Below are 19,954 nucleotides of genomic sequence, written 5' to 3' on the forward strand. Positions count from 1 at the left end.
ATTTATTTGATTTTATATCAAAAATATTCTGAATTATATATTTATTTTAACCAAAATTAAGGATTTTCCTGCTTGAAATTTTGTTACTTTTAACCATTGAAATAATAAAGCAGCCACTCATTTCGAGGGCTGCTTTATAGTTACCTATCACGTTAGTATACTTGCTTTTTAATTGTGAACTGTTCTACGGCATCCAAATCAATCTCATAACCTACTCCCGCTGTTTCTGGAACAGTGATCAAGCCATCATGTACAATCACTTCTGGCTGAATAATATCCTTTTCCCAATAACGAGAAGAAGCTGCCGTATCTCCCGGCAATGTAAAGTTACTCAATGTCGTTAAGGCAACATTGTGCGCTCTGCCAACACCTGCTTCAAGCATTCCGCCACACCAAACATCGATCCCCTTCTCTTTACATAAATCATGGATCTTCTTCGATTCGGTTAAACCGCCCACTCGGCCGACTTTAATATTAATAATTTTGCAGCTTCCTAGTTGAATAGCTTTACGTGCATCTTCACAAGAATGGATGCTTTCATCTAAACAAATCGGCGTGCTTAATTCTTTTTGAACCGTTGCGTGGTCAACTATATCATCCGATGCTAATGGCTGTTCAATCATCATTAAGTTAAATTCGTCTAGCTGCTTCAATAAATCTAAATCTTCTAATCGATAAGCAGAGTTGGCATCAGCCATTAAAGCGATATCCGGATAAATACGGCGAATCTCTCTAATCACATCGACATCCCAGCCCGGCTTAATTTTCACTTTAATTCGCTTATACCCTTCCTCTACATGCTGTTTAACAATCGCAAGCAGCTCTTCAATGGTATCTTGAATACCAATGCTGACTCCAACCTCAATCGACGTTCGTTCCCCGCCAAGACATTTGTACAAAGGTAGGTTTTGTCTCTTCGCATATAAGTCCCAAACAGCGCCTTCAATAGCTGATTTGGCCATATTGTTTTTTCGAATGGAAGCAAACAACTCAGTTAACTCATCCGGGTGAGAAATTTCTTTTCCTTTTAACATCGGAATAAGAAAGTCCTCTAATATATGCCAATTCGTTTGAAGCGTCTCTTCACTATATAAGGGAGACATAAAAGCGACGGATTCTCCCCAGCCCGATCTTCCTTCTTCATCCTTTACTTCAACTAAAATAAATTCTCTCATTTGGATCGTGCCAAAGCTAGTCGTAAAAGGAAACTTCAATTCCATTTTCAAATGTCGTAACACAACTTCTTGAATGTTCATTTTACCCTTCCTTCTCTAAATTTATTGCATCCTTTTTGACAAATAAATAATAATGCACAGGCTCATCAGGTCGCTGAATCAATTTGACAACGGCATACCCTTCAGCAAACAGACGTGTGAACATGTCACGTATGTTCATTCGCCAATCCATCGCTAAATCCTGATCTTTCGCTTTAATCTCTTGAAAACTTTTCGTGATAGGAACGAGCACACTATTTTTATTACTTACATCTTCAGAATGAATCAACGAGATTTTCGGAAAACCCGCTGGTGTTACTTCATAGTCGGCAAGTACCGTTGCTTGTTCATCAGTAAATGTTTGCTCGCCATTTACATAAGAACTTTGAATCCACCAATCCACTTTCAAACGATCCGTAGGGAGGCCTTTGTTTAATCCGTCCTTCATTTCTCCGTAACAATTCACTTTATATGTATCACAGATCGCCTTTAATTTCGTCAAATTTAAATAAGCATTCACACTTTCTAACGGATCAAATGTCCATGTTAATAAATCATAGCCTATACGAATTGCTTCTTGTCTTTGCTCTTCCTTTAATACCTTACCAATGCCTGTTTTTTGATAGTCAGGATCAATCGCTAACATATGCGAGCATAAATACGTGTGACCGTTAGAAAAACCAGGGAAACCATAACTGAAACCAATTAACCTCTCTCCTGAAAAAGCCCCCATTAATAAACCGCCATTTTGATGAACCGTTAATGTTTGTGGGATCGGAATCGGTTCACTTCCCCAAACCTTTTGTTCTAATTCCTGCATTTTTTCAAAATCACTACGATCTTGGAATGGTCGAATTATATAATCTTTCGTCATACTACTCATCCTTCCTGTTGTTCAAATGTACTCATGATCGTTTCAGCTATTATTTCGATGCCTGAATAAATAGCTTCTTCATTAAATGTCATCTTAGGGTGATGCAGCCCTGGTTGTAAGTCACAGCCAAGACCTAGCATTGTTGCTTTTAGCTTTGGGTTTTTTAAAGTATAAAAATGAAAGTCCTCTCCCCCGGTCGTCACGATTGGAGCAACAGCCTTCTCATCCCCAAGCACTTTGCTAATGGCTTTGCCCATAATATCAGATGCTTCTTCCGATATGATAGCTGCCGCTGTGGTAGATTTCGTTTCAAGTGCAATCGTCGCATGATGCAGGATCTCTAATCCTTTGCATACTTGAGCGACTTTCTCCGTTAATTCATTCATTGCTTCATTCGTTTGTGCACGAAGATCTAAAGAAAAAGAAGCTGTTCCTGGAATAATATTGCTCGATTCTCCCCCACTTTGAAACTTGGTCATTTTAATTGAAGAAGGAATAGAAGGGTCCATATGAATTTGACTTAAAGATTGGACTAAATCGGCACCAATCTCAATTGCATTTTTCCCAAGGTGAGGCCTTGCCGCATGGGCATCTTCTCCGATAATTTCTCCTGCAATAAATTTAGACGCCCCGTGTTGAATACCTGAAGAGGCCTGTCCATGTGACAACTCTTGAATAGGTCTTACATGAACACCGTACAAATAATCCAATTCATCAACTAAACCTTTTTCAATCATTTTTAATGCACCGGTTCCTTGTTCCTCAGCTGGTTGAAAAATCACCACTAATTTTCCTTTTGGTTGATACGACAACTTTTTCAACAGCAATAGTGTCCCAACAGCCATCGTCATGTGAGCATCATGTCCACAAGAATGATTAGAAGTAAAAACCCCATCAACCTCCTGCCATAAGGCATCGATATCGCAGCGCAGTCCAACAGCGACTTCTCCTTCTCCCACTTCAACGACTAGCCCAGTGCAATCATCAAATGTTTGTGGCTGGAATCCGTAATTCTTTAATAGATTAGCTAAATATTTTGTCGTTTCTACCTCTTCCCAACTGATCTCAGGATGAGTATGCAAATGTTGGTATAGTTGCTGAATAGTCGGTTTTAAATCCTCTAGTTGTTTTTTCACAACAAAACTTCCTTTCTCTTCTCTATTTAAAAAATAAATAATTGGAACTGAGCCGTTCATACCTTTCTTGCCGTTCCTTTATTGGTTCATCATATTGAACAGAAATACTCGCTATTAGCGCATTTAGCAATGAAAAAAGCGGAGGAAACACATCTAAAGTTGTATCTTTCCCTTCTCCAATAACAAAGGTAATATCACTAAATCGCGCAATAGGGGCTAGTTCCGAATCGGTCATACTGATTACAAATGCTCCTTGCTCTTTTGCCATTTCCGCTAACTTCACCGTTTCCTTTACGTAGCGATGAAACGTAATGGCGACAAATACTGATTGTTTGTTCAATTGTTGAAGCATAGCCATTAAATCATCCATAGCCGGCTGATATAAATAAACGTCATCTCGCGCTAACCCTAACACTAAGGAAAACCATTGAGCCGGTGCGAAAGCCGTTCGCATTCCTGTTATATATACTTTGTTCGCTTCCATGATTTTGATCACAGCTTGCTCGATATCCGCTTCTCGAATATTAGCTTGCATTTTTCTAATATTCTCCGCATCGTTTTCCATCACCTGCGCGTATAAATGCGGTTCTCGAGCCATCTCTTTTTTGGAAGAATAGTAATTATTTAAGTGGCTTTTTTGATGAATGAGATGCTCCCGAACCATTGCTTGTAACTGCGAATACCCACTTAACCCCAATGAATAACAAAAACGAATGACAGTCGTTTCACTCACACCGATGCGATGACCAATTTGGTTTGCCGGTTGTAACGCAATTTCTTCTGGGTTCTTCAGCAAATACTCACCAACTTTTTGCTGTCCCTTAGATAACTGTGAATACTTCTCTTTTATTTCACTAAATATCTCCATATTAAATTCTCCTTATATGAAGTTTAAGCTACATTTACTCAATTAAAGAAGTTTAAACTTCATAATTGAGTAATAAGTTATCATATTCATTATAAATAATCAATATTTTTTCTGAATATTCAATTGGTTAAAACTCAAAAAATAAAAAAGAGACACATTAAGTGCCTCAACTAACCTTTACTAATTGTCTAGAAATAACGGGAGACTTCCGCAACTTATAAACTAAGTAGGAAGCAAATGTTGCTTTCAATACATCTCCTGGAATAAAAACAAGACTAACTTTTATCGTCTCTACTAATGGAAGGTCCATCACAAACGATTGAACAGGAATGCCAAACAGATAGAGCATAAACATACCGACCGTTAAGTTTACAAACAAAATATTCTTGAATGCAGTTGTCTCAAAACGTGAGATCAGATAGCCGACCGCCAAAGCTGTGATAGCATAACCAAATAAATAACCGGCGCTCGGTCCCACGAATACACTTAGTCCTCCGCGCCCACCTGTCAAGAGCGGAACGCCAGCTGCAACTAGCAATAAGAATGTCACGATACTAAAAAATCCAAGCCTCGCACCTAAAATCCCCCCAGCGAGAAGAACTCCCATCGTTTGCAACGTAATAGGAACTGGAGTAAACGACAATGGAATTGGTGGAATTAAGCCTAATGCTCCCATCACCGCAGCGAATAAAGCAACATATGTAATATCCCTCGTTTTCATTCATATCCCCCTATTCCAATAAAAGTAACTTTATTTTATAATAGGGGATTATAAATGTAAACTTAAAAATAAAATAAGTTTACATTTTTTGTCGTTATCAATCTGTACAATAGAATGAAAGGGTGTCTCAACATGACACCCTCACCCCATTATCTTTTCGTATTGCTATGTTTAGCGATGCTTTCTAAGCGAGATTTCGGGCTTGTGTCTCCTTTTCCTCCACCAGAGTATCCTTGAGGATTTACACCGCTTACTGGATTGCCTCGGTTTTTACTTTTACCCATGAGAAACACCTCCTGCTTATACTATTTACAAAAAACTCATTGATAATCCAAGCGAAAAACGGAAAAACTATGGAGGATGAATTTCATCAATTTCCGAATGAGGAGATGATCTAGGTGGCGACAAGGCAAGCAGTTGAACAATTTATTGAGCAATGCAAGGGAGCTCTTGATTTTGCAGAACAGCAATATAAAGAGGCTTCCACCCAAGAACATTACAATGATGTTGAATTTAGCCAAGCACAGCTTACGCTCGAACAGACCCTTAACAACCTTGATAAGTTAAGTCATAGTGCCAATTCTCAGCAAAAAGAAGAGCTAAGGCGAATGAAACTACAAATTCAACAAAAGCAAAATGAGATGATTTTACTTGATCATTAAACCGTTAACTCCCCTCTTTATTGCAGAGGGGAGAGTTTTTCGTCAACATAATGGACATTTAATAAATTGGTGACCTCCACTATATTTAAATGACTAGGAATGCGTAAATAAAGTATTCCTGGATTGATGGAAATCAAATCATCTGACATCCAATTTTCTCCAGTAAACTGAGTGATAGGGAATTCTTTCGTAAACTGGCTAAACTCCAAATGGACTTCCTGTGGTTTAGCTAGTATAAGTTTGTCTTTCTTCAACTGAAGATCGATCAACCCAAGCTCATCTGTAATATCTATATCATTAACAAAAGATTTTGGCTGATAAAGAATTGCTTCTATCTCGTCATCATTTTTGTCTTTTCTGTCAATCACAATGGTGAATTCAGAATAAAAATCATTAAGCAAACTTAGTTCAATCCAATTCCCTTTATATTTAAAAGCCCACTCTTTCTTCTTAAAAGAATCATCTATTTGATCTACTTTACCGGAAAGTACTGTTTCAACTACATTTAAATTGTTTTTATCCTCTTTTTTTCCATTAACTTTTTCATAGGGAAGAAAGCAATAAACAACGATAGAAGCTACTAACACAAAGAGATAACTAATAAACAGCCATTTTACTTGATTGTAAGAGAATAATTTCCCCGATTTATTGATTACTCTCACCAAAATAGCAAAAATGACAAATATGATAATAAAAGAAACAACAACTAATGAACTCATATTTACCGAACCTCCATTCTATTCGATAAAGTAACTGAGCAAGTAAAAAGTAGAGCAACGGTGATGAAGACTTTTATTGCAAACAGTGTGATAGACGATTCCGCCAAAAAAAATTGATAGATCGCTGTCATATCTCTCCCAATCGTAACTCCTATTAACAATGGACTTAAATATAACATCGGTAATAAGAAAATAAACACACGGCTAAGTTGAACGAGCGTGCCCGCAAAATAACCTAACGCACTAAATAAGAACATATAGAGACTGGCTGCAATGATTCCCATTAACAAATGATGTGGTGCATAGAACAAATAGTTAGTATTTATCAGTTGAATATCAGTGAAAAAATAAATGAGAACTCTTAACAAAAAACTCGCTGAAATAGCAGTGACCCCTCCTAGTACGCTCATCGTTAATAAAATAAGGATATTAGATAGATGACTGCTAACTCGATTGGCTACAAAGATGAAATCATCATTCCTATAAGCTTTTGTTGGCAAAATACTCGCGATAATAAACGCCCAAACAATGGTGAACATGACAATAATATCAGCCGAATAGTGCGTAACATTCACAGTAACATTTTCTTGACCTCTTCCACTCATACCAGAACCGTTAAATGAAAACAACATGGCCACTAGCTGGACAGAAATCAGGGCAGTTAAAGCACCCATATAAGATTTCAACTTAAATAGATATTGCTTTTTTACTACATTTCCTAAAGTGACATTAGTTAAAGACATCATCAATCCCTCCTTTTGTGTTATTTGTCAAATACACGCATACATCAGATGGACGAACTGCTGAAGCCGTCATCCCTACTGGCAAATTCGAGAGTATATCTTTATTTCTTAACACCACATACTGACGATCAATACCCACGCTTTGCTGATGGATCACTTCTTTATCTTTAATCCACTCCATCACATCCGCACTCTTTCCTGTGACACCAATCGCCCATTCTTTTAAATCGGTCATGGGGAGGTGAAGGTGTTTCTTCCCATCACAAATTAACAAAACCTCTTCCAATAAATCCTCAATCTCATCTAAATAATGAGTAGAAATAATGATAGTACGAGGATAGACTAGATAATCTTTCAGCAACGCCCGAAAAAAGTCCTTTCGCACAGCCGCATCCATTCCATTTGCTGGTTCATCAAAAATCGTTAATGCACAGCGCGACGACAGCCCAAGGATCATATTGAAGGTATGCTTTTTTCCTTTTGACAGGTGGTCATGATATTGTTTGCGGTCAAAAGCAAAGTAATCCACTAATCGGTTAGCTAATTCTTGATCCCAATGTTCATAAAAATCAGCCGCTACTGTTAATAGCTCTTCAAGGTTTAATGATGTCGGTAAGCTCATCTGGTCATCAATAAAAATAGAGTTAGCTGATACAAAAAGACTGTTAAATGGATCTTCAGAAAAAACCTGGATCTCTCCAGCAGTTTGTTTGATGAACCCTGAAATAATTTTTAACAAGGTGGTTTTCCCTGCCCCGTTTCGGCCAATTAATCCAGTAATCTTGTTTTCCTCAATCGTAAACGACAGATCATTCAACGCTTTTGATTTCCCAAATACTTTCGTTATATTCGCACATTGAACTGCATTCATTTTGCTCCTCCTTTACCATTCTCCGTCTTGATCATGTCTATTAATTCCTCTTCACTTACATGGAGTTGTTTCGCTTCCTTCACAATGTCCGTGACTAATCTCTTCAACGTTTGGTTTTTTCGCTTATTGACAATCGTTGCTTTCGCTGTCGCTGAAACAAACATTCCAAGTCCGCGCTTTTTGTATAAAATATGTTCATCGGCTAATAAATTAAGTCCCTTCGCTGCTGTTGCTGGATTAATATTAAACATTTCCGCCAATTGATACTGAGAATAAACTTTTTGGTCCTCTTGGAAATGTCCATTTAAAATTTCTGCCTCGATCCACTCAGAAATCTGGACATAAATTGGTTTCATTCCATCTGCATCTAATATCAAGATTCTATCACCATCCTCCAATACAGTACATTACTGTTGTAATGTACTGTATAATATTTTACCAAATAAATCAAGATTCTTTTAAATAAAAAAACACCCATCTATTCAATAGACAAACTGTAAAAGTCTAAACATTTTTGCCGACGTTTCATACTATGTATTATTCCCTTCAACAAGGAGGTGAAAAATATGAGTTACGGTTACGGCGGTGGCTTTGCTTTACTTGTCGTTTTGTTCATTTTGTTAATTATCATCGGTGCTTCTTTCGTATACTAAACAGATCATTCATTTCTCCAAATTCTTCGTTGTTTCTTCGCTGCTCACAAAGGCTTTCTCAAATAAGTCCTAGGCTTCTTCAACTTGGAGAAGTTTAGCCTTATTTTGCAAAAAAGAAAATGGCATACAAAAAACACGGCCAATAAAGCCGTGTTTTTTAGTAAATTTATTGTTTTAACTTCATCCAGCTTTGTAGGTAATGAATCGAAAATCCATCAAAGCTGGACTGGTTTTCATAGGAATTCTGTACGATTTGTAATTGCTCCCACATCGCTGCTTGTCCTTCTTCATAGAAAGTGATAAATTCTCCCTCCTGTGAAGCCTGTGTTTCTACACCGATGGATACTTTTTTGTTCATTGATGCTGCATAATTGATTTCATCTTGAGCCAGCTTAATGATTCCATTTGAACCTAACGCTTGATCACGATAAGCCATAATAGTCACAGAATCTGTATGAGCAATCACCCAATCAGATAGCTTCCCTTTTCCAAATTGATTATTATAAAATCGATTATCAAACCAAAATGGGATATCTGCGGCAAGTGGTAACCCTAACTGTTGAGCTGATTGATTGGCTTTCATCAGTAGCGCTTGATAAGATTGGACAGTTTGTTGATATTGCTTTTTCCAACCTTTGTATAAATAAGGTTCCACATCTAAATGAATACCTGAAAATTGTTCTTCAGGTGCAGCCTGAAGCTGATAATCCTGTACCCAAGCAAAAAAACTTTCTTGAGAAGCAAGACCTTTTTTAGATACCCAAGCTGGTGCACCATCAAGTGCGTGTACTTTTATATCATTTGCGCTTGCTTGTTGAATAAATGTTTTGTAAGCACTTACAGAAATATCCTTATTGATTTGCAAATAGACATCTGTTACTTGATTTTGTTGCATAAAGTCTAACAACTGATCTTTATTAGATACAATCTCTTTTGTATGCCATAACCATGTTGCTTTTTGCATTGGTTGTTCGTTTGCCGCCGCACTTTGCTTGAACATAGCCAAACCTGCACTTTCTAAAAGTAATACAGCGATACATACGAATACAAGCTTTCTTAACATCTTCATACTGAACATCTCCTCATCGAAGTTGCCATCTCACTTCAAAAAGGAGAATGGCAGCCCGGCGGCCATACAGCTAAAACTGCTTAGGTCCGTAGCTTTGCGTCCTTGATTTTCATCAAGTTTGCCTTTTTACACTCTTTATATCGACATATATAAGAGATTTTTTATAGATATAGCAAAAATTCATGAGATAAATGTTTCATACTTCTATCAATTGTCACTAATTCGTTCTAATTCGTTCTTTAATAGTTCTACCCCATTTGGACTTAAGTGGATTTTCCCATCAAATAGACTGATGTTTTCAGATGTCACTTCACCTGTAATGATACAAGCCTGTTCTGCCTTATACTTCCTTAAAATGATTTTATCCTCATCCACAAAAATTTCCATGGCATCTTTTATATCAATCGATAAATTTTTTCTCAATTCTTTCGGAACAACAATTCTCCCCAATTGGTCTACCTTTCGAACAATTCCGGTTGACTTCATTTCTCGTCCCCCCTTTACATTCATTGTAGAAATTATATCATATTTTCTACTACAAATGTAAATAAAAAGAAATTAATATGTGTTGATTTTCAAAAAAGAGCTGACGATAATGATGAATGTCAGCTCCTTCATAAAACTCCACTATTCTTTTTATTTCGGCTGCATACGAATCGCTCCGTCTAGGCGAATAACCTCTCCATTTAACATCGAATTTTCTACGATGGCTTGCACTAATTGAGCATATTCCTGTGGTCTACCAAGTCGCGATGGGAATGGCGTCATCGCTCCAAGTGCTACCCGTGCCGCTTCTGGTAATGTATTAAACATCGGTGTCTCAAATAATCCTGGCGCAATCGCCATCACTCGAACCCCATCTTTCGCTAGTTCTCTAGCAATTGGTAATGTCATAGCGACGACACCGCCTTTAGAGGCACTGTAAGCCGCTTGACCGATTTGACCTTCAAACGCTGCAACCGAAGCTGTTGAAATGATGACTCCTCGCTCTCCTTTTTCATTTGCATCATTTGTGACCATGCGCTCTGCAGCTAAACGAATAACATTAAATGTACCGACAAGATTCACTTGAATGACTTGATTGTAGTCACTTAAACTAGCCGCCTTCCCTTTCGACAACACTTTCTTCGGTGTACCAATCCCAGCACAATTAACGACCAAATTAATTTTTCCAAATACTTTAATTCCTTCGTCTAAAGCATTTGTAACCTCTGTTTCATTCGTCACATCTGTTTTGACAAAGATAGCATTCTCATGCCCAAGCTGTTCCACAAGAGTAGCTCCATTTGCTTCATTCATATCTAAAATAACAGCCTTTCCACCATGTTCCACAACATGTTTGACCGTCGCTTCTCCTAATCCTGAAGCTCCACCCGTTACGACTGCTACAGTTTGATTCAATTCCATCTCCATTCCCCCCCTTGTATTAGATAAAAAAATTAATCGATCCGCTCAATGATTGTTGCATTCGCCATACCGTGTCCTTCACATACTGCTTGCAAGCCGTAACGGCCATTCGTTCTTTCTAATTCATTCATCAATGTAATCATCAATTTTGCTCCTGTTGCCCCAAGCGGATGCCCTAAAGCGATCGCTCCACCGTTCACATTCAACTTCTCCGGATTTGCACCAGTATCTGATAACCAAGCAAGTGGAACAGAAGCAAACGCCTCGTTTACTTCATATAAATCAATGTCATCAATCGTTAATTCTGCTTTTTCCAATGCTTTCGCTGTTGCATCAATCGGTCCCGTCAGCATTAACGTCGGATCGGAACCGACAACCGTCCGTGCAACAATTCGAAAACGAGGCTTTAATTGTAACTGCTCCGCTTTTTCACGAGACATAATTAACAAAGCCGCAGCCCCATCGCTCATTTGACTGGCATTTCCCGCGTGAATTTTTCCGTTTTCTCTAAAGACTGGCTTCAAGCCATTTAATATGTCCACCGTTGTTTCTTTTCTAGGACCTTCATCTTCACTGATCAGCTTTTTAGATCCATCCTCTAGCGTCACTTCAATCGGCAAAATTTCTTTATTAAATCGGCCTTCCGCTTGAGCTTTTAACGCTTTTTGATGGCTATTATAAGAAAATTCATCTAATGTCTCACGACTTAATTCCCATTTATCAGCCATTCTTTCCGCTGATAAACCTTGGTGAATGATTTCATGTTGAGAAGTGAGTTGCTCGCTCCATTCAGCGTTTAGCCGATTAGAAAACATCGGTATACGCGTCATACTTTCCACTCCACCAGCAATCACAATATCCATATCACCCGATGCAATCGCCTGAGCAGCAAAATGGACTGCTTGCTGACTGGAACCACATTGACGATCAATCGTTGTTCCTGGGACACTCACTGGAAAACCAGCGATTAATGAAGCTTGTCTTGCGATATTGACCGATTGCTCCCCTACTTGCGACACACAACCGAAGATAACATCCTCGACCATATCCGCTGAAATCCCTGCCCGAGAAACGAGTCCTTTTAACACTTCTGCCGCTAAATCATCTGGACGTGTATGACTAAATGCTCCTTTACGTCTGCCTACTGCTGAACGAACACCTTCTACAATCACGACTTCTCTCATTTACTTGACACGCTCCTTTTTATCGTTCTAGATTTTTAGCAATAATTTGTTTCATAATTTCATTCGTTCCCGCGTAAATCGAAAGAACGGCTATGTCACGATATCTGCGAGCAATCGGATACTCCTCCATGTAACCATAGCCTCCGTGAAGTTGCATACATTCAGCCGCCACTCGCTTCGCCATGTCCGTCGTCCACCATTTCGCCATCGACACTTGATTGACGACTTCTTTTCCTTGCATATGATTCACAATTAAGTCGTCGATAAATGTTCGACCAATTTGAATGTCTGTCGCCATTTCTGCCATTTTAAATTGCGTATTTTGAAATTGGCTAATTGATTTTCCGAACGCCTTTCTACTCTTGGCATAATCAACCGTAAATGCCAACATTTCTTCTGCACTGACGATTGCCTCAATCGCCACAATGAGACGTTCTTGCTGAAGCTTGTTCATCATGTAATAAAAGCCTTTTCCTTCTTGTCCAAGCAAATTGGTGACCGGAACTTTCGCGTCTTCAAAAATTAATTCGGCTGTATCTTGTGCCCATTGACCAACTTTCTCTAACTTTTTCCCTCTTCTAAATCCTGGAGTATCGCGTTCAACAACAATTAAACTAATGCCTTTATATCCTGGCTGTACCTTTGTATCCGTTTTGCAAGCCACCACAATCAAATCAGAGTGGATGCCGTTTGTGATAAATGTTTTTTCTCCATTAATAATGTAATGATCTCCCTCACGTACAGCAGTCGTTTTAATATTAGCTAAATCAGACCCAGCCCCCGGCTCCGTCATCGCAATGGCGGTGATGTACTCTCCTGTCACACATTTAGGCAACCAACGAGCTTTCTGCTCCTCATTTCCATAGGAATCGATATAAGGTACGACGATATCGTTATGTAACCCAACACCGACTAAGCTCGTCCCGATTCGCTCTAACTCTTCTGTAATCACAACCGAATAGCCAAAATCAGCATTCATGCCCCCATATTCTTCATCCACAGCCGGGCATAAAAAACCTTGTTCTCCTAGCTTGGTCCAAAACTCACGAGGGATGATGCGATTTTTCTCCCACTCTTCAAAATAAGGCTCGGCTTCCTTCTTTAAAAACTTCCGAAACGATTCTCGCAATATTTGATGTTCTTCTGTTAGATATCGATGAGTCATTTACTTTTCCTCCTAACTGTAAAATGAGTGAATGAACGCACGCTCAATCGATCGATAAAGTGAAACTTCAATCAGTGGTTGTTCTCTTCATCCTCCACTGATTGTTAGTTGAACGGATCGGGCGTTTACGGGCTGTTGATCTCCCACCTACATGTCTGCTCTTCTTCCATGTTGAGGTGGGAGTCTTACAGCTCGTTAATGCGGGATAATGTTTTCACGTAACTACCTAACTATTTTGCAAGTATCGTGCCAACGATATTTCGTGGGAAATTCATCGATATGGACACCCAGCTGTACAAATAACGGACACTTTTGCACAAATTCTGTCTATTTTCAAAGCAAAGACCCGTCTTATACGTAGTTAAGACGGGCCCTTATTTCCTGTAGCGTTCATACACATCGAATAATGTTTGACAGTCTAATTCTTTCAGTTTTTTCACCAATCGAACCCATAATTGGGCCGTCATTTTCGCATCACCTAACGCATGATGTCGCTCATGAATATTAATCCCATAATAAGAACAACAGTCCTCAAGGTGGAATAGTTCATTTTTAGTTTCTACTAATTTTATGAGAAAAGCTGTATCAACTATTCGCTGTTTAAACGGGGTTTCAAATAGCTTCCAGTTCGCCTGTTGCAGAAAGCTCTTTTCATGACTCGCATGATGAGCGACAAGAGTGGTGCCTTTCGTAAATTGATAAAATCGTAGAAGTACATCTACTAGTGCTGGAGCATTTTTAAGGTTTTCATCTATCATTCCTGTCAGTTGTTGAACTTCAGTGGAAAGTATTCCTTCGTAATGAACGAGCGAATAAAAGGTTTGATCAGGAATAACTTCCACTCCATTTACTTTGATGGCACCCATTGAAAGAATTTGATCTCCCTTGTCAGGAGAAAAGCCGGTTGTTTCTAGGTCAAAGACAACAACTTTTAATTTTTCCAAAGGAGTAAATAATGTATTTTCTCTTTCCATTTCTTTTTCCAAGTTTCTTAAAAATGCCAAATGTTCAGCATTATTTTGTCTTAGTAACGGAGCATATAAGGCCGAATTCGTCTTTCCATTTAGCTGCTTCATCCAATGAATAATTTGTTCAAATCTCATTTTTCAACACCCTTTTAACCGTCGTCTCTGCATAGCGTTGAAGATCTCTTCCACCTAATATAATTTGTTTTAATCCCAATTTGTCTATTTTATTGAGCTTCTTCACATTCAAATAATAACCGTCCGCATACTGAAGACGGTAAGATAATAGCTTGTCAAAATGATCAGCATATGGCTCTAGCTGCCGATTATAGGCTGGTAACTTAGAAAGAGCATCTATTCTAGACAATGTGGATGTTTGTTCGAGATTCTCCCTGATAGCTAATAATCGAATCGAATTGACATAGGGGAAAAAGGCGGTATGTTTCAATTCAAGACAATCTTTGTAACGTCCATTCGACTCTGTTAAAAACTGACCAAACACACCGATTCCTTTTTTCATATAACTTGTATTGTCAAAAAAACGGTTCAGTAAGTGGGGCTTTTGGTGAAGAAATTGATGCAGCCTTTGTTTCAATTTCTGAATGGGACTCGCTTCGCCCACAACGACTCTTGCATCATAAAATATAAGTAAATACCGAATTGATTCCCAGCTTTCTTCCAGCAACCATTGATCCAACTGGCGCTCCCACGACTCGATCGATTGACACCAAAGCGGATTCGAGCTCATCACATTGCCCATACAATAGGGGTAACCAACAAATTGTAAATTCACACATAACCGCTTTCCAAAAGTAAGAAAATACTCATTCGTGTATTCATCATTATTTTCAAACACTAGTCCATGATCTTGATCACTGTTCACTGCCTGTTCGTATCTACCTGTACTTCCCATCACAAACCAAGAAAAATCACTAGGCAAAGACCCATGCTCTTTCACCATGTCATCGATCGTTAGGCTAAATACCTTATTGATAATAAGCTCATGAAAACAATTGAACTCATCAGTACTAGACTGATGAGTAAACATCTGCTCAGAACGCCAATTCTTTAACGATTGATAGCGAGAAAAATCAGCTTCCATATAAACACTTCCTTTACCTAGCTAGAATCATTTTTCAGAGTGAATCAGCTGTTGATCCTTCGATAGAAAGGCTTCAGGGTATCCATAGCTTCCATGTTCGCTCATATCCAAACCAATTAACTCTTCTTCCTCCGATACACGAAGTCCTCGCAACACTTTTTTTATGATGAATAAAATAGCGAAAGATACAGCGAATGCGTAAGCACCACATACAGCAACACCTAGTGCTTGAACTCCTAGCTGTGTGAAGCCTCCTCCGTAAAACAATCCTGGTAGCCCTACGGTTGCCAGCTCCGGTGTGGCGAATAACCCTGTAGATAACGTCCCCCAAACACCAGCCACTCCATGAACAGACAGTGCATAGATTGGATCATCAATTTTTAGCTTTTCAACGAATCTCGCACTGTAAAAAACAAGCACACCAGCCACTAAACCAATAACAACGGCTGCCCATGTTTCCACAAAGGCACAAGAAGCGGTAATAGCAACAAGACCAGCTAATGCTCCATTTAACATCGTCGGAACATCTGATTTCCCGATCATTACCCATGAAATAAGCAAAGCACTAACCGCTCCAGCCCCAGCTGCCAAGTTCGTATTCAAGGCAACAAATCCAAAAAACCCCTCGTCAACACTAAGCGTGCTCCCTGCATTAAAACCAAACCAGCCAAACCATAAAACTAATACACCTAATGCCGTAAACACTTGGCTATGGCCGTATAAATTGTTGATTGAGCCATCCTTGTTAAACTTACCGATTCTTGGCTTCAGTAAAATCGTAGCCGCAAGAGAAGCCATGGCACCCGTTAAATGAACGACCGTTGAACCAGCAAAATCTTGTTTTCCATGCTCCGCTAACCAGCCGCCCCCCCAAATCCAATGAGCGACAACCGGATACACGAACACTGAAAATAGAATCGAAAAAATTAGGTAGACCGAAAATTTTGCCCGCTCGGCAAAGCCTCCAAACGCGATCGTTAAGGCGATGCCTGCAAATGCAAGTTGAAACAGAAAAAATGCAGCCGTCGAGTAATTCATTCCTTCCATTTCATATCCCGAATAGAAAAAATGAGATAAACCAACAAAGAAATTTGCATGATCACCAAAAATAAAACCGAATCCAACCGCCCAGAACACAAGAGACGCGAGACCAAATGTAAAAATGGTCTTCCCAGCAATATGCCCCGCATTCTTCATCCGTGTCGATCCCGCTTCCAACAAAATAAATCCACCTTGCATCAATATAACTAATATCGCCCCTAACATAATCCACACACTATTTAACAAATATAGCTCATCCATTATGCATTCCTCCTTTATTTGTATAAAGTGCTGGGAGAATGCCCCCAACACTTTAAATGATTTTTATTTAATCAATAATGTTAATGTTGTAGTGCTTGAGCCAATCATTCATTTGAGTGAGGTAAGCAATGAGTTGAGGTCCTGTCATTAGCTGCCCGAACCAAGGATTTTTCAGTGATGAGCCATTTGTATCGATGATTTCTTTCATTTTTTGCTTGGAAAGTAATTCAAGTATAGGAGAGGTTTTGTTTTCAATGATGGCTGTCAATTGCTGTTTTACTCTTTTTGTGTATTCTGGATGATGAGTTTTCGGATAGGGGCTTTTCTTACGATAGAGGACATCATCGGGAAGTACCCCCTCTAAAGCTCGACGCAACAGCCCTTTTTCACGCCCATTCAACATTTTTATTTCCCAAGGAATATTCCAGACGTATTCAACGAGCCGATGATCAGCAAAGGGAACACGAACCTCTAAGCTTGCCCCCATACTCATACGGTCTTTCCGCTCAAGCAATGTGGTCATAAACCAAATCATGTTGAGATAAAACATTTCCCGACGCTTCGCTTCCAGAGGGCTTTCTCCAACTAATTGAGGGGTTTCCTTCACTGTTTCATTGTATTTTTCTTGTACATACCCTTTTAAATCAAGTTTCGTTTGCCAGTGTGGTAACAATAGCTGCTCTCTCTCATCTAGCGATCTCATCCATGGAAAGGCTCCTTCATTCAACATTTCTTCTTTATAAAACCAAGGATAACCGCCAAATATCTCATCGGCACATTCACCTGACAACGCCACAGTAAAATCTTTCTTAATTCGCTCACAAAACCATAATAACGACGAATCCACATCGGCCATCCCTGGCAAATCCCTCATCATCGTGGCATCCTTCAACCTTTCCACAAGCTGCTTGTTGTCAATTACAGCTGACCCATGGATAGATGCTATATATTGCCTCATGCGCTCGATCCATGGAGAATCCGCATCTGGTTGAAAGGCATTAGCCTGGAAAAACTGCTCGTTTTGCTCATAATCAATCGAGTATGTGTGCAACGGTCCACGATTTGTTTTAGCAAAATAATTAGCAGCAATCGCGCTAATAGCACTGGAATCGACACCACCCGACAAAAAGGTACAAACAGGCATATCGGCTACTAATTGTCGTTCCACCGCATCTTGCACGAGAAATCTCACATGCTCGATCGTTTCTTGCAATGAATGCTCATGCTTTTTGCTTTCCACATTCCAATATCTCCAAATACGCACTCCTTGACGGTCATAAGTTAAGGCATGGGCGGGACGTAGCTCTTTTACCCCTCGAAAAACACCTTGCCCAGGCGTTCGCGAAGGACCTAATCCGAACACTTCTTGCCATCCTTCCCTTCCGACCTCGCTTTTTATGTTCGGATGAGCTAACAAAGCTTTCAACTCCGATGCAAATAAGAGAGACTGCCCTTTCTCGCTGTAAAATAAAGGCTTGACGCCAAGCCGATCTCTCGCTACAAACAATCGCTCACCTTGATGATCCCAAATAGCAAAAGCAAAAATTCCGTTGAAATAGTCAACACATGCTTCCTTCCATTCAATGTAAGCAGTCAATAATACTTCTGTGTCGGAATGAGAGCGAAAAGAGTACCCTTTTTTCAACAACTCCTTTCGCAATTCTTCCGTATTATAAAGCTCACCATTATACACTAGCGTATATCCATCTTTCTCCATCGGTTGAGCGCCACCAGCAGGGTCAACAACGACAAGCCGCGTATGACCCAGTGCTGCATGAAGGGTGCTCCAAATATTAGAAGCGTCTGGTCCTCTTTTACTTAATGTCGCGACCATTTTTTCCACAATAGACACTTGTTTGCTGACGTCTTGATCCCAATCAATCCAACCTGTAATTCCACACACAAGCATTCACCTTCTTTAAATAGGATTTTTTTTGCTTGCGCTCTGAATAGATTTAATATTGCGTCAAATATTGTTCCCGTTCCCATGGATGAACTTGAGTTCTAAACATATCCCATTCAATTTGTTTTGCTTCAACGAAATGTTCAAATAAATGAGCGCCTAACGAATTCACAATGACTTCATTCACTTTTAATTGATCTAGCGCCTCCGCTAATGTCGCCGGTAAATCGACAATACCATTCGCCACTCTTTCTTCTCTCGTCATCACGTAAATATTTTGATCGACTGATTTCGGTGGCGTTAGTTGATTTTTGATGCCATCTAAACCAGCTGCAAGCAGGACAGACATCGCTAAATACGGATTGGCGGCTGGATCAACACTGCGAACTTCCACGCGAGTGCTTAACCCTCGAGAAGCCGGAATTCGAATGAGAGGACTTCTATTTCTCGCTGACCATGCAACATAACATGGTGCCTCATAGCCTGGGACTAACCGTTTATAAGAATTGACCGTTGGATTCGTAACCGCCGTAAAACTTGGAGCATGCTTGATGATTCCGGCGATAAATTGACGTGCCGTTTCACTTAACTCTAACTCGCCATTGGCATCATAAAACGCATTTTCACCATTTTTAAATAAGGAAAGGTTACAATGCATCCCGGAACCATTCACGCCAAACAATGGTTTCGGCATAAAAGTGGCATGTAAGCCGTGCTTACGAGCAATCGTTTTGACAACTAACTTAAATGTTTGAATATCATCACAAGCCTTCACTGCATCCGTATACTTAAAATCGATTTCATGCTGACCAGGAGCTACTTCATGATGGGAAGCCTCTATCTCAAAGCCCATTTCTTCTAATTCCAACACAATATCGCGGCGACAATTCTCACCTAAATCGGTCGGAGCTAAATCAAAATACCCTCCTTGGTCATTCAACTCAAGGGTAGGCTTTCCTTTTTCATCTAACTTAAAAAGGAAAAATTCTGGTTCTGGCCCTAAGTTAAATTCGGTAAATCCTAAATCGGTCATTTCTTTTAATAGCCGCTTTAAATTACTGCGTGGATCGCCTTCAAATGGCTGACCATTTGGATGATAAATATCACAAATAAAACGAGCGACTTTCCCTTTTTCAGCCGTCCATGGAAAAATAACAAACGTGTCTAAGTCCGGATATAAATACATATCAGATTCTTCAATTCTGACAAACCCCTCAATCGACGACCCGTCAAACATCATCTTATTACTTAATGCCTTCTCTAACTGAGAGGAAGGGATCTCTACGTTTTTAATTGTTCCTAAAATATCGGTAAACTGGAGGCGAATAAATTTCACATTCTCTTCTTCAACTAAACGAACAATCTCTTCTTTATTATATTTAGCCATTTCACTAGC

The 19,954-nt window shown here is 39.4% G+C and carries 22 protein-coding genes and 1 riboswitch; of the genes, 2 read left to right on the forward strand and 20 right to left on the reverse strand.

Annotated elements, in window-relative coordinates:
• Positions 1-152: 152 nt before the first annotated feature.
• From menC to CEF22_RS13390, 6 genes are all read right to left on the reverse strand, one after another.
• Entirely contained in the window at positions 153-1,256 is a 1,104-nt protein-coding gene (gene menC, locus CEF22_RS13365; RefSeq protein ID WP_100403257.1) for an o-succinylbenzoate synthase, read from the reverse strand.
• 1 nt (position 1,257) lies between these two features.
• Positions 1,258-2,088 carry a GNAT family N-acetyltransferase gene (locus tag CEF22_RS13370; RefSeq protein ID WP_100403258.1) on the reverse strand — a complete coding sequence of 277 codons (831 nt, stop codon included), beginning with the start codon at positions 2,086-2,088 and terminating at the stop codon, positions 1,258-1,260.
• Between the two features lie 5 nt (positions 2,089-2,093).
• A complete protein-coding gene (locus CEF22_RS13375; protein WP_100404014.1) occupies positions 2,094-3,224 on the reverse strand; it encodes a M20 peptidase aminoacylase family protein in 1,131 nt (376 codons plus the stop codon).
• A 22-nt stretch (positions 3,225-3,246) separates the two neighbouring features.
• The gene (locus CEF22_RS13380) at positions 3,247-4,092 is read right to left on the reverse strand and encodes a MurR/RpiR family transcriptional regulator (protein WP_100403259.1); all 846 of its coding nucleotides are present in this window, start codon (positions 4,090-4,092) and stop codon (positions 3,247-3,249) included.
• Between the two features lie 166 nt (positions 4,093-4,258).
• A complete protein-coding gene (locus CEF22_RS13385; RefSeq protein WP_100403260.1) occupies positions 4,259-4,813 on the reverse strand; it encodes a biotin transporter BioY in 555 nt (184 codons plus the stop codon).
• A gap of 149 nt (positions 4,814-4,962) precedes the next feature.
• Positions 4,963-5,097, reverse strand: a complete 135-nt coding sequence (locus tag CEF22_RS13390; protein WP_100403261.1) for a small, acid-soluble spore protein L — start codon at positions 5,095-5,097, stop codon at positions 4,963-4,965.
• 114 nt (positions 5,098-5,211) lie between these two features.
• Here CEF22_RS13390 and CEF22_RS13395 point away from each other — a divergent pair, with 114 nt between their 5' ends.
• Positions 5,212-5,475, forward strand: a complete 264-nt coding sequence (locus tag CEF22_RS13395) for a YtzC family protein (protein WP_100403262.1) — start codon at positions 5,212-5,214, stop codon at positions 5,473-5,475.
• Between the two features lie 17 nt (positions 5,476-5,492).
• Here the strand turns inward: CEF22_RS13395 and CEF22_RS13400 are convergent, their stop codons facing one another.
• Genes CEF22_RS13400 through CEF22_RS13415 form a run of 4 tightly spaced genes read right to left on the reverse strand, consistent with a single transcriptional unit; the run spans position 5,493 to position 8,185 of the window.
• Positions 5,493-6,194 (reverse strand): hypothetical protein, encoded by a 702-nt coding sequence (locus CEF22_RS13400; RefSeq protein ID WP_100403263.1) that lies wholly within the window; start codon positions 6,192-6,194, stop codon positions 5,493-5,495.
• Between the two features lie 2 nt (positions 6,195-6,196).
• The gene (locus tag CEF22_RS13405; RefSeq protein WP_157843235.1) at positions 6,197-6,940 is read right to left on the reverse strand and encodes a hypothetical protein; all 744 of its coding nucleotides are present in this window, start codon (positions 6,938-6,940) and stop codon (positions 6,197-6,199) included.
• Positions 6,924-7,808 (reverse strand): ATP-binding cassette domain-containing protein, encoded by an 885-nt coding sequence (locus CEF22_RS13410; protein ID WP_100403265.1) that lies wholly within the window; start codon positions 7,806-7,808, stop codon positions 6,924-6,926. The genes CEF22_RS13405 and CEF22_RS13410 overlap by 17 nt, the downstream gene beginning before the upstream one ends.
• Positions 7,805-8,185 carry a GntR family transcriptional regulator gene (locus CEF22_RS13415; RefSeq protein ID WP_198508071.1) on the reverse strand — a complete coding sequence of 127 codons (381 nt, stop codon included), beginning with the start codon at positions 8,183-8,185 and terminating at the stop codon, positions 7,805-7,807. Before CEF22_RS13415 ends, CEF22_RS13410 begins: the two co-directional genes overlap by 4 nt.
• Positions 8,186-8,374: 189 nt before the next feature.
• On the opposite strand from CEF22_RS13415, the gene CEF22_RS13420 reads away from it, so the two are divergent.
• Entirely contained in the window at positions 8,375-8,461 is an 87-nt protein-coding gene (locus CEF22_RS13420; protein ID WP_095480198.1) for a YjcZ family sporulation protein, read from the forward strand.
• A 166-nt stretch (positions 8,462-8,627) separates the two neighbouring features.
• Here the strand turns inward: CEF22_RS13420 and CEF22_RS13425 are convergent, their stop codons facing one another.
• The 10 genes from CEF22_RS13425 to glnA all read right to left on the reverse strand — a co-directional run bounded on the left by CEF22_RS13425 (position 8,628) and on the right by glnA (position 19,945).
• The gene (locus tag CEF22_RS13425) at positions 8,628-9,530 is read right to left on the reverse strand and encodes an amidase (RefSeq protein ID WP_232726124.1); all 903 of its coding nucleotides are present in this window, start codon (positions 9,528-9,530) and stop codon (positions 8,628-8,630) included.
• 46 nt (positions 9,531-9,576) lie between these two features.
• Positions 9,577-9,663: riboswitch (cyclic di-GMP riboswitch) on the reverse strand.
• 74 nt (positions 9,664-9,737) lie between these two features.
• Positions 9,738-10,016: an AbrB/MazE/SpoVT family DNA-binding domain-containing protein gene (locus CEF22_RS13430; RefSeq protein ID WP_095480197.1), complete on the reverse strand. Its 279-nt coding sequence runs from the start codon at positions 10,014-10,016 to the stop codon at positions 9,738-9,740.
• 150 nt (positions 10,017-10,166) lie between these two features.
• Entirely contained in the window at positions 10,167-10,937 is a 771-nt protein-coding gene (locus CEF22_RS13435; protein ID WP_095480196.1) for a 3-hydroxyacyl-CoA dehydrogenase, read from the reverse strand.
• A 32-nt stretch (positions 10,938-10,969) separates the two neighbouring features.
• The gene (locus CEF22_RS13440) at positions 10,970-12,121 is read right to left on the reverse strand and encodes a thiolase family protein (RefSeq protein ID WP_100403266.1); all 1,152 of its coding nucleotides are present in this window, start codon (positions 12,119-12,121) and stop codon (positions 10,970-10,972) included.
• Positions 12,122-12,140: 19 nt separating this feature from the next.
• Positions 12,141-13,286 carry an acyl-CoA dehydrogenase family protein gene (locus CEF22_RS13445; RefSeq protein WP_100403267.1) on the reverse strand — a complete coding sequence of 382 codons (1,146 nt, stop codon included), beginning with the start codon at positions 13,284-13,286 and terminating at the stop codon, positions 12,141-12,143.
• Between the two features lie 374 nt (positions 13,287-13,660).
• Positions 13,661-14,389, reverse strand: a complete 729-nt coding sequence (locus CEF22_RS13450) for an exonuclease domain-containing protein (protein ID WP_100403268.1) — start codon at positions 14,387-14,389, stop codon at positions 13,661-13,663.
• A complete protein-coding gene (locus CEF22_RS13455; protein WP_100403269.1) occupies positions 14,379-15,353 on the reverse strand; it encodes a DUF294 nucleotidyltransferase-like domain-containing protein in 975 nt (324 codons plus the stop codon). Before CEF22_RS13455 ends, CEF22_RS13450 begins: the two co-directional genes overlap by 11 nt.
• A gap of 27 nt (positions 15,354-15,380) precedes the next feature.
• Positions 15,381-16,655 carry an ammonium transporter gene (locus CEF22_RS13460; protein WP_100403270.1) on the reverse strand — a complete coding sequence of 425 codons (1,275 nt, stop codon included), beginning with the start codon at positions 16,653-16,655 and terminating at the stop codon, positions 15,381-15,383.
• Between the two features lie 67 nt (positions 16,656-16,722).
• Complete coding sequence (gene asnB, locus CEF22_RS13465) at positions 16,723-18,558, reverse strand: asparagine synthase (glutamine-hydrolyzing) (RefSeq protein WP_100403271.1); 1,836 nt, start codon at positions 18,556-18,558, stop codon at positions 16,723-16,725.
• A 52-nt stretch (positions 18,559-18,610) separates the two neighbouring features.
• Entirely contained in the window at positions 18,611-19,945 is a 1,335-nt protein-coding gene (gene glnA, locus CEF22_RS13470; protein WP_100403272.1) for a type I glutamate--ammonia ligase, read from the reverse strand.
• Between the last annotated feature and the right edge of the window lie 9 nt (positions 19,946-19,954).

Origin of the sequence: Bacillus sp. FJAT-42315 (assembly GCF_002797375.1) — a bacterium.
Classification (GTDB): domain Bacteria; phylum Bacillota; class Bacilli; order Bacillales; family Domibacillaceae; genus Bacillus_CE.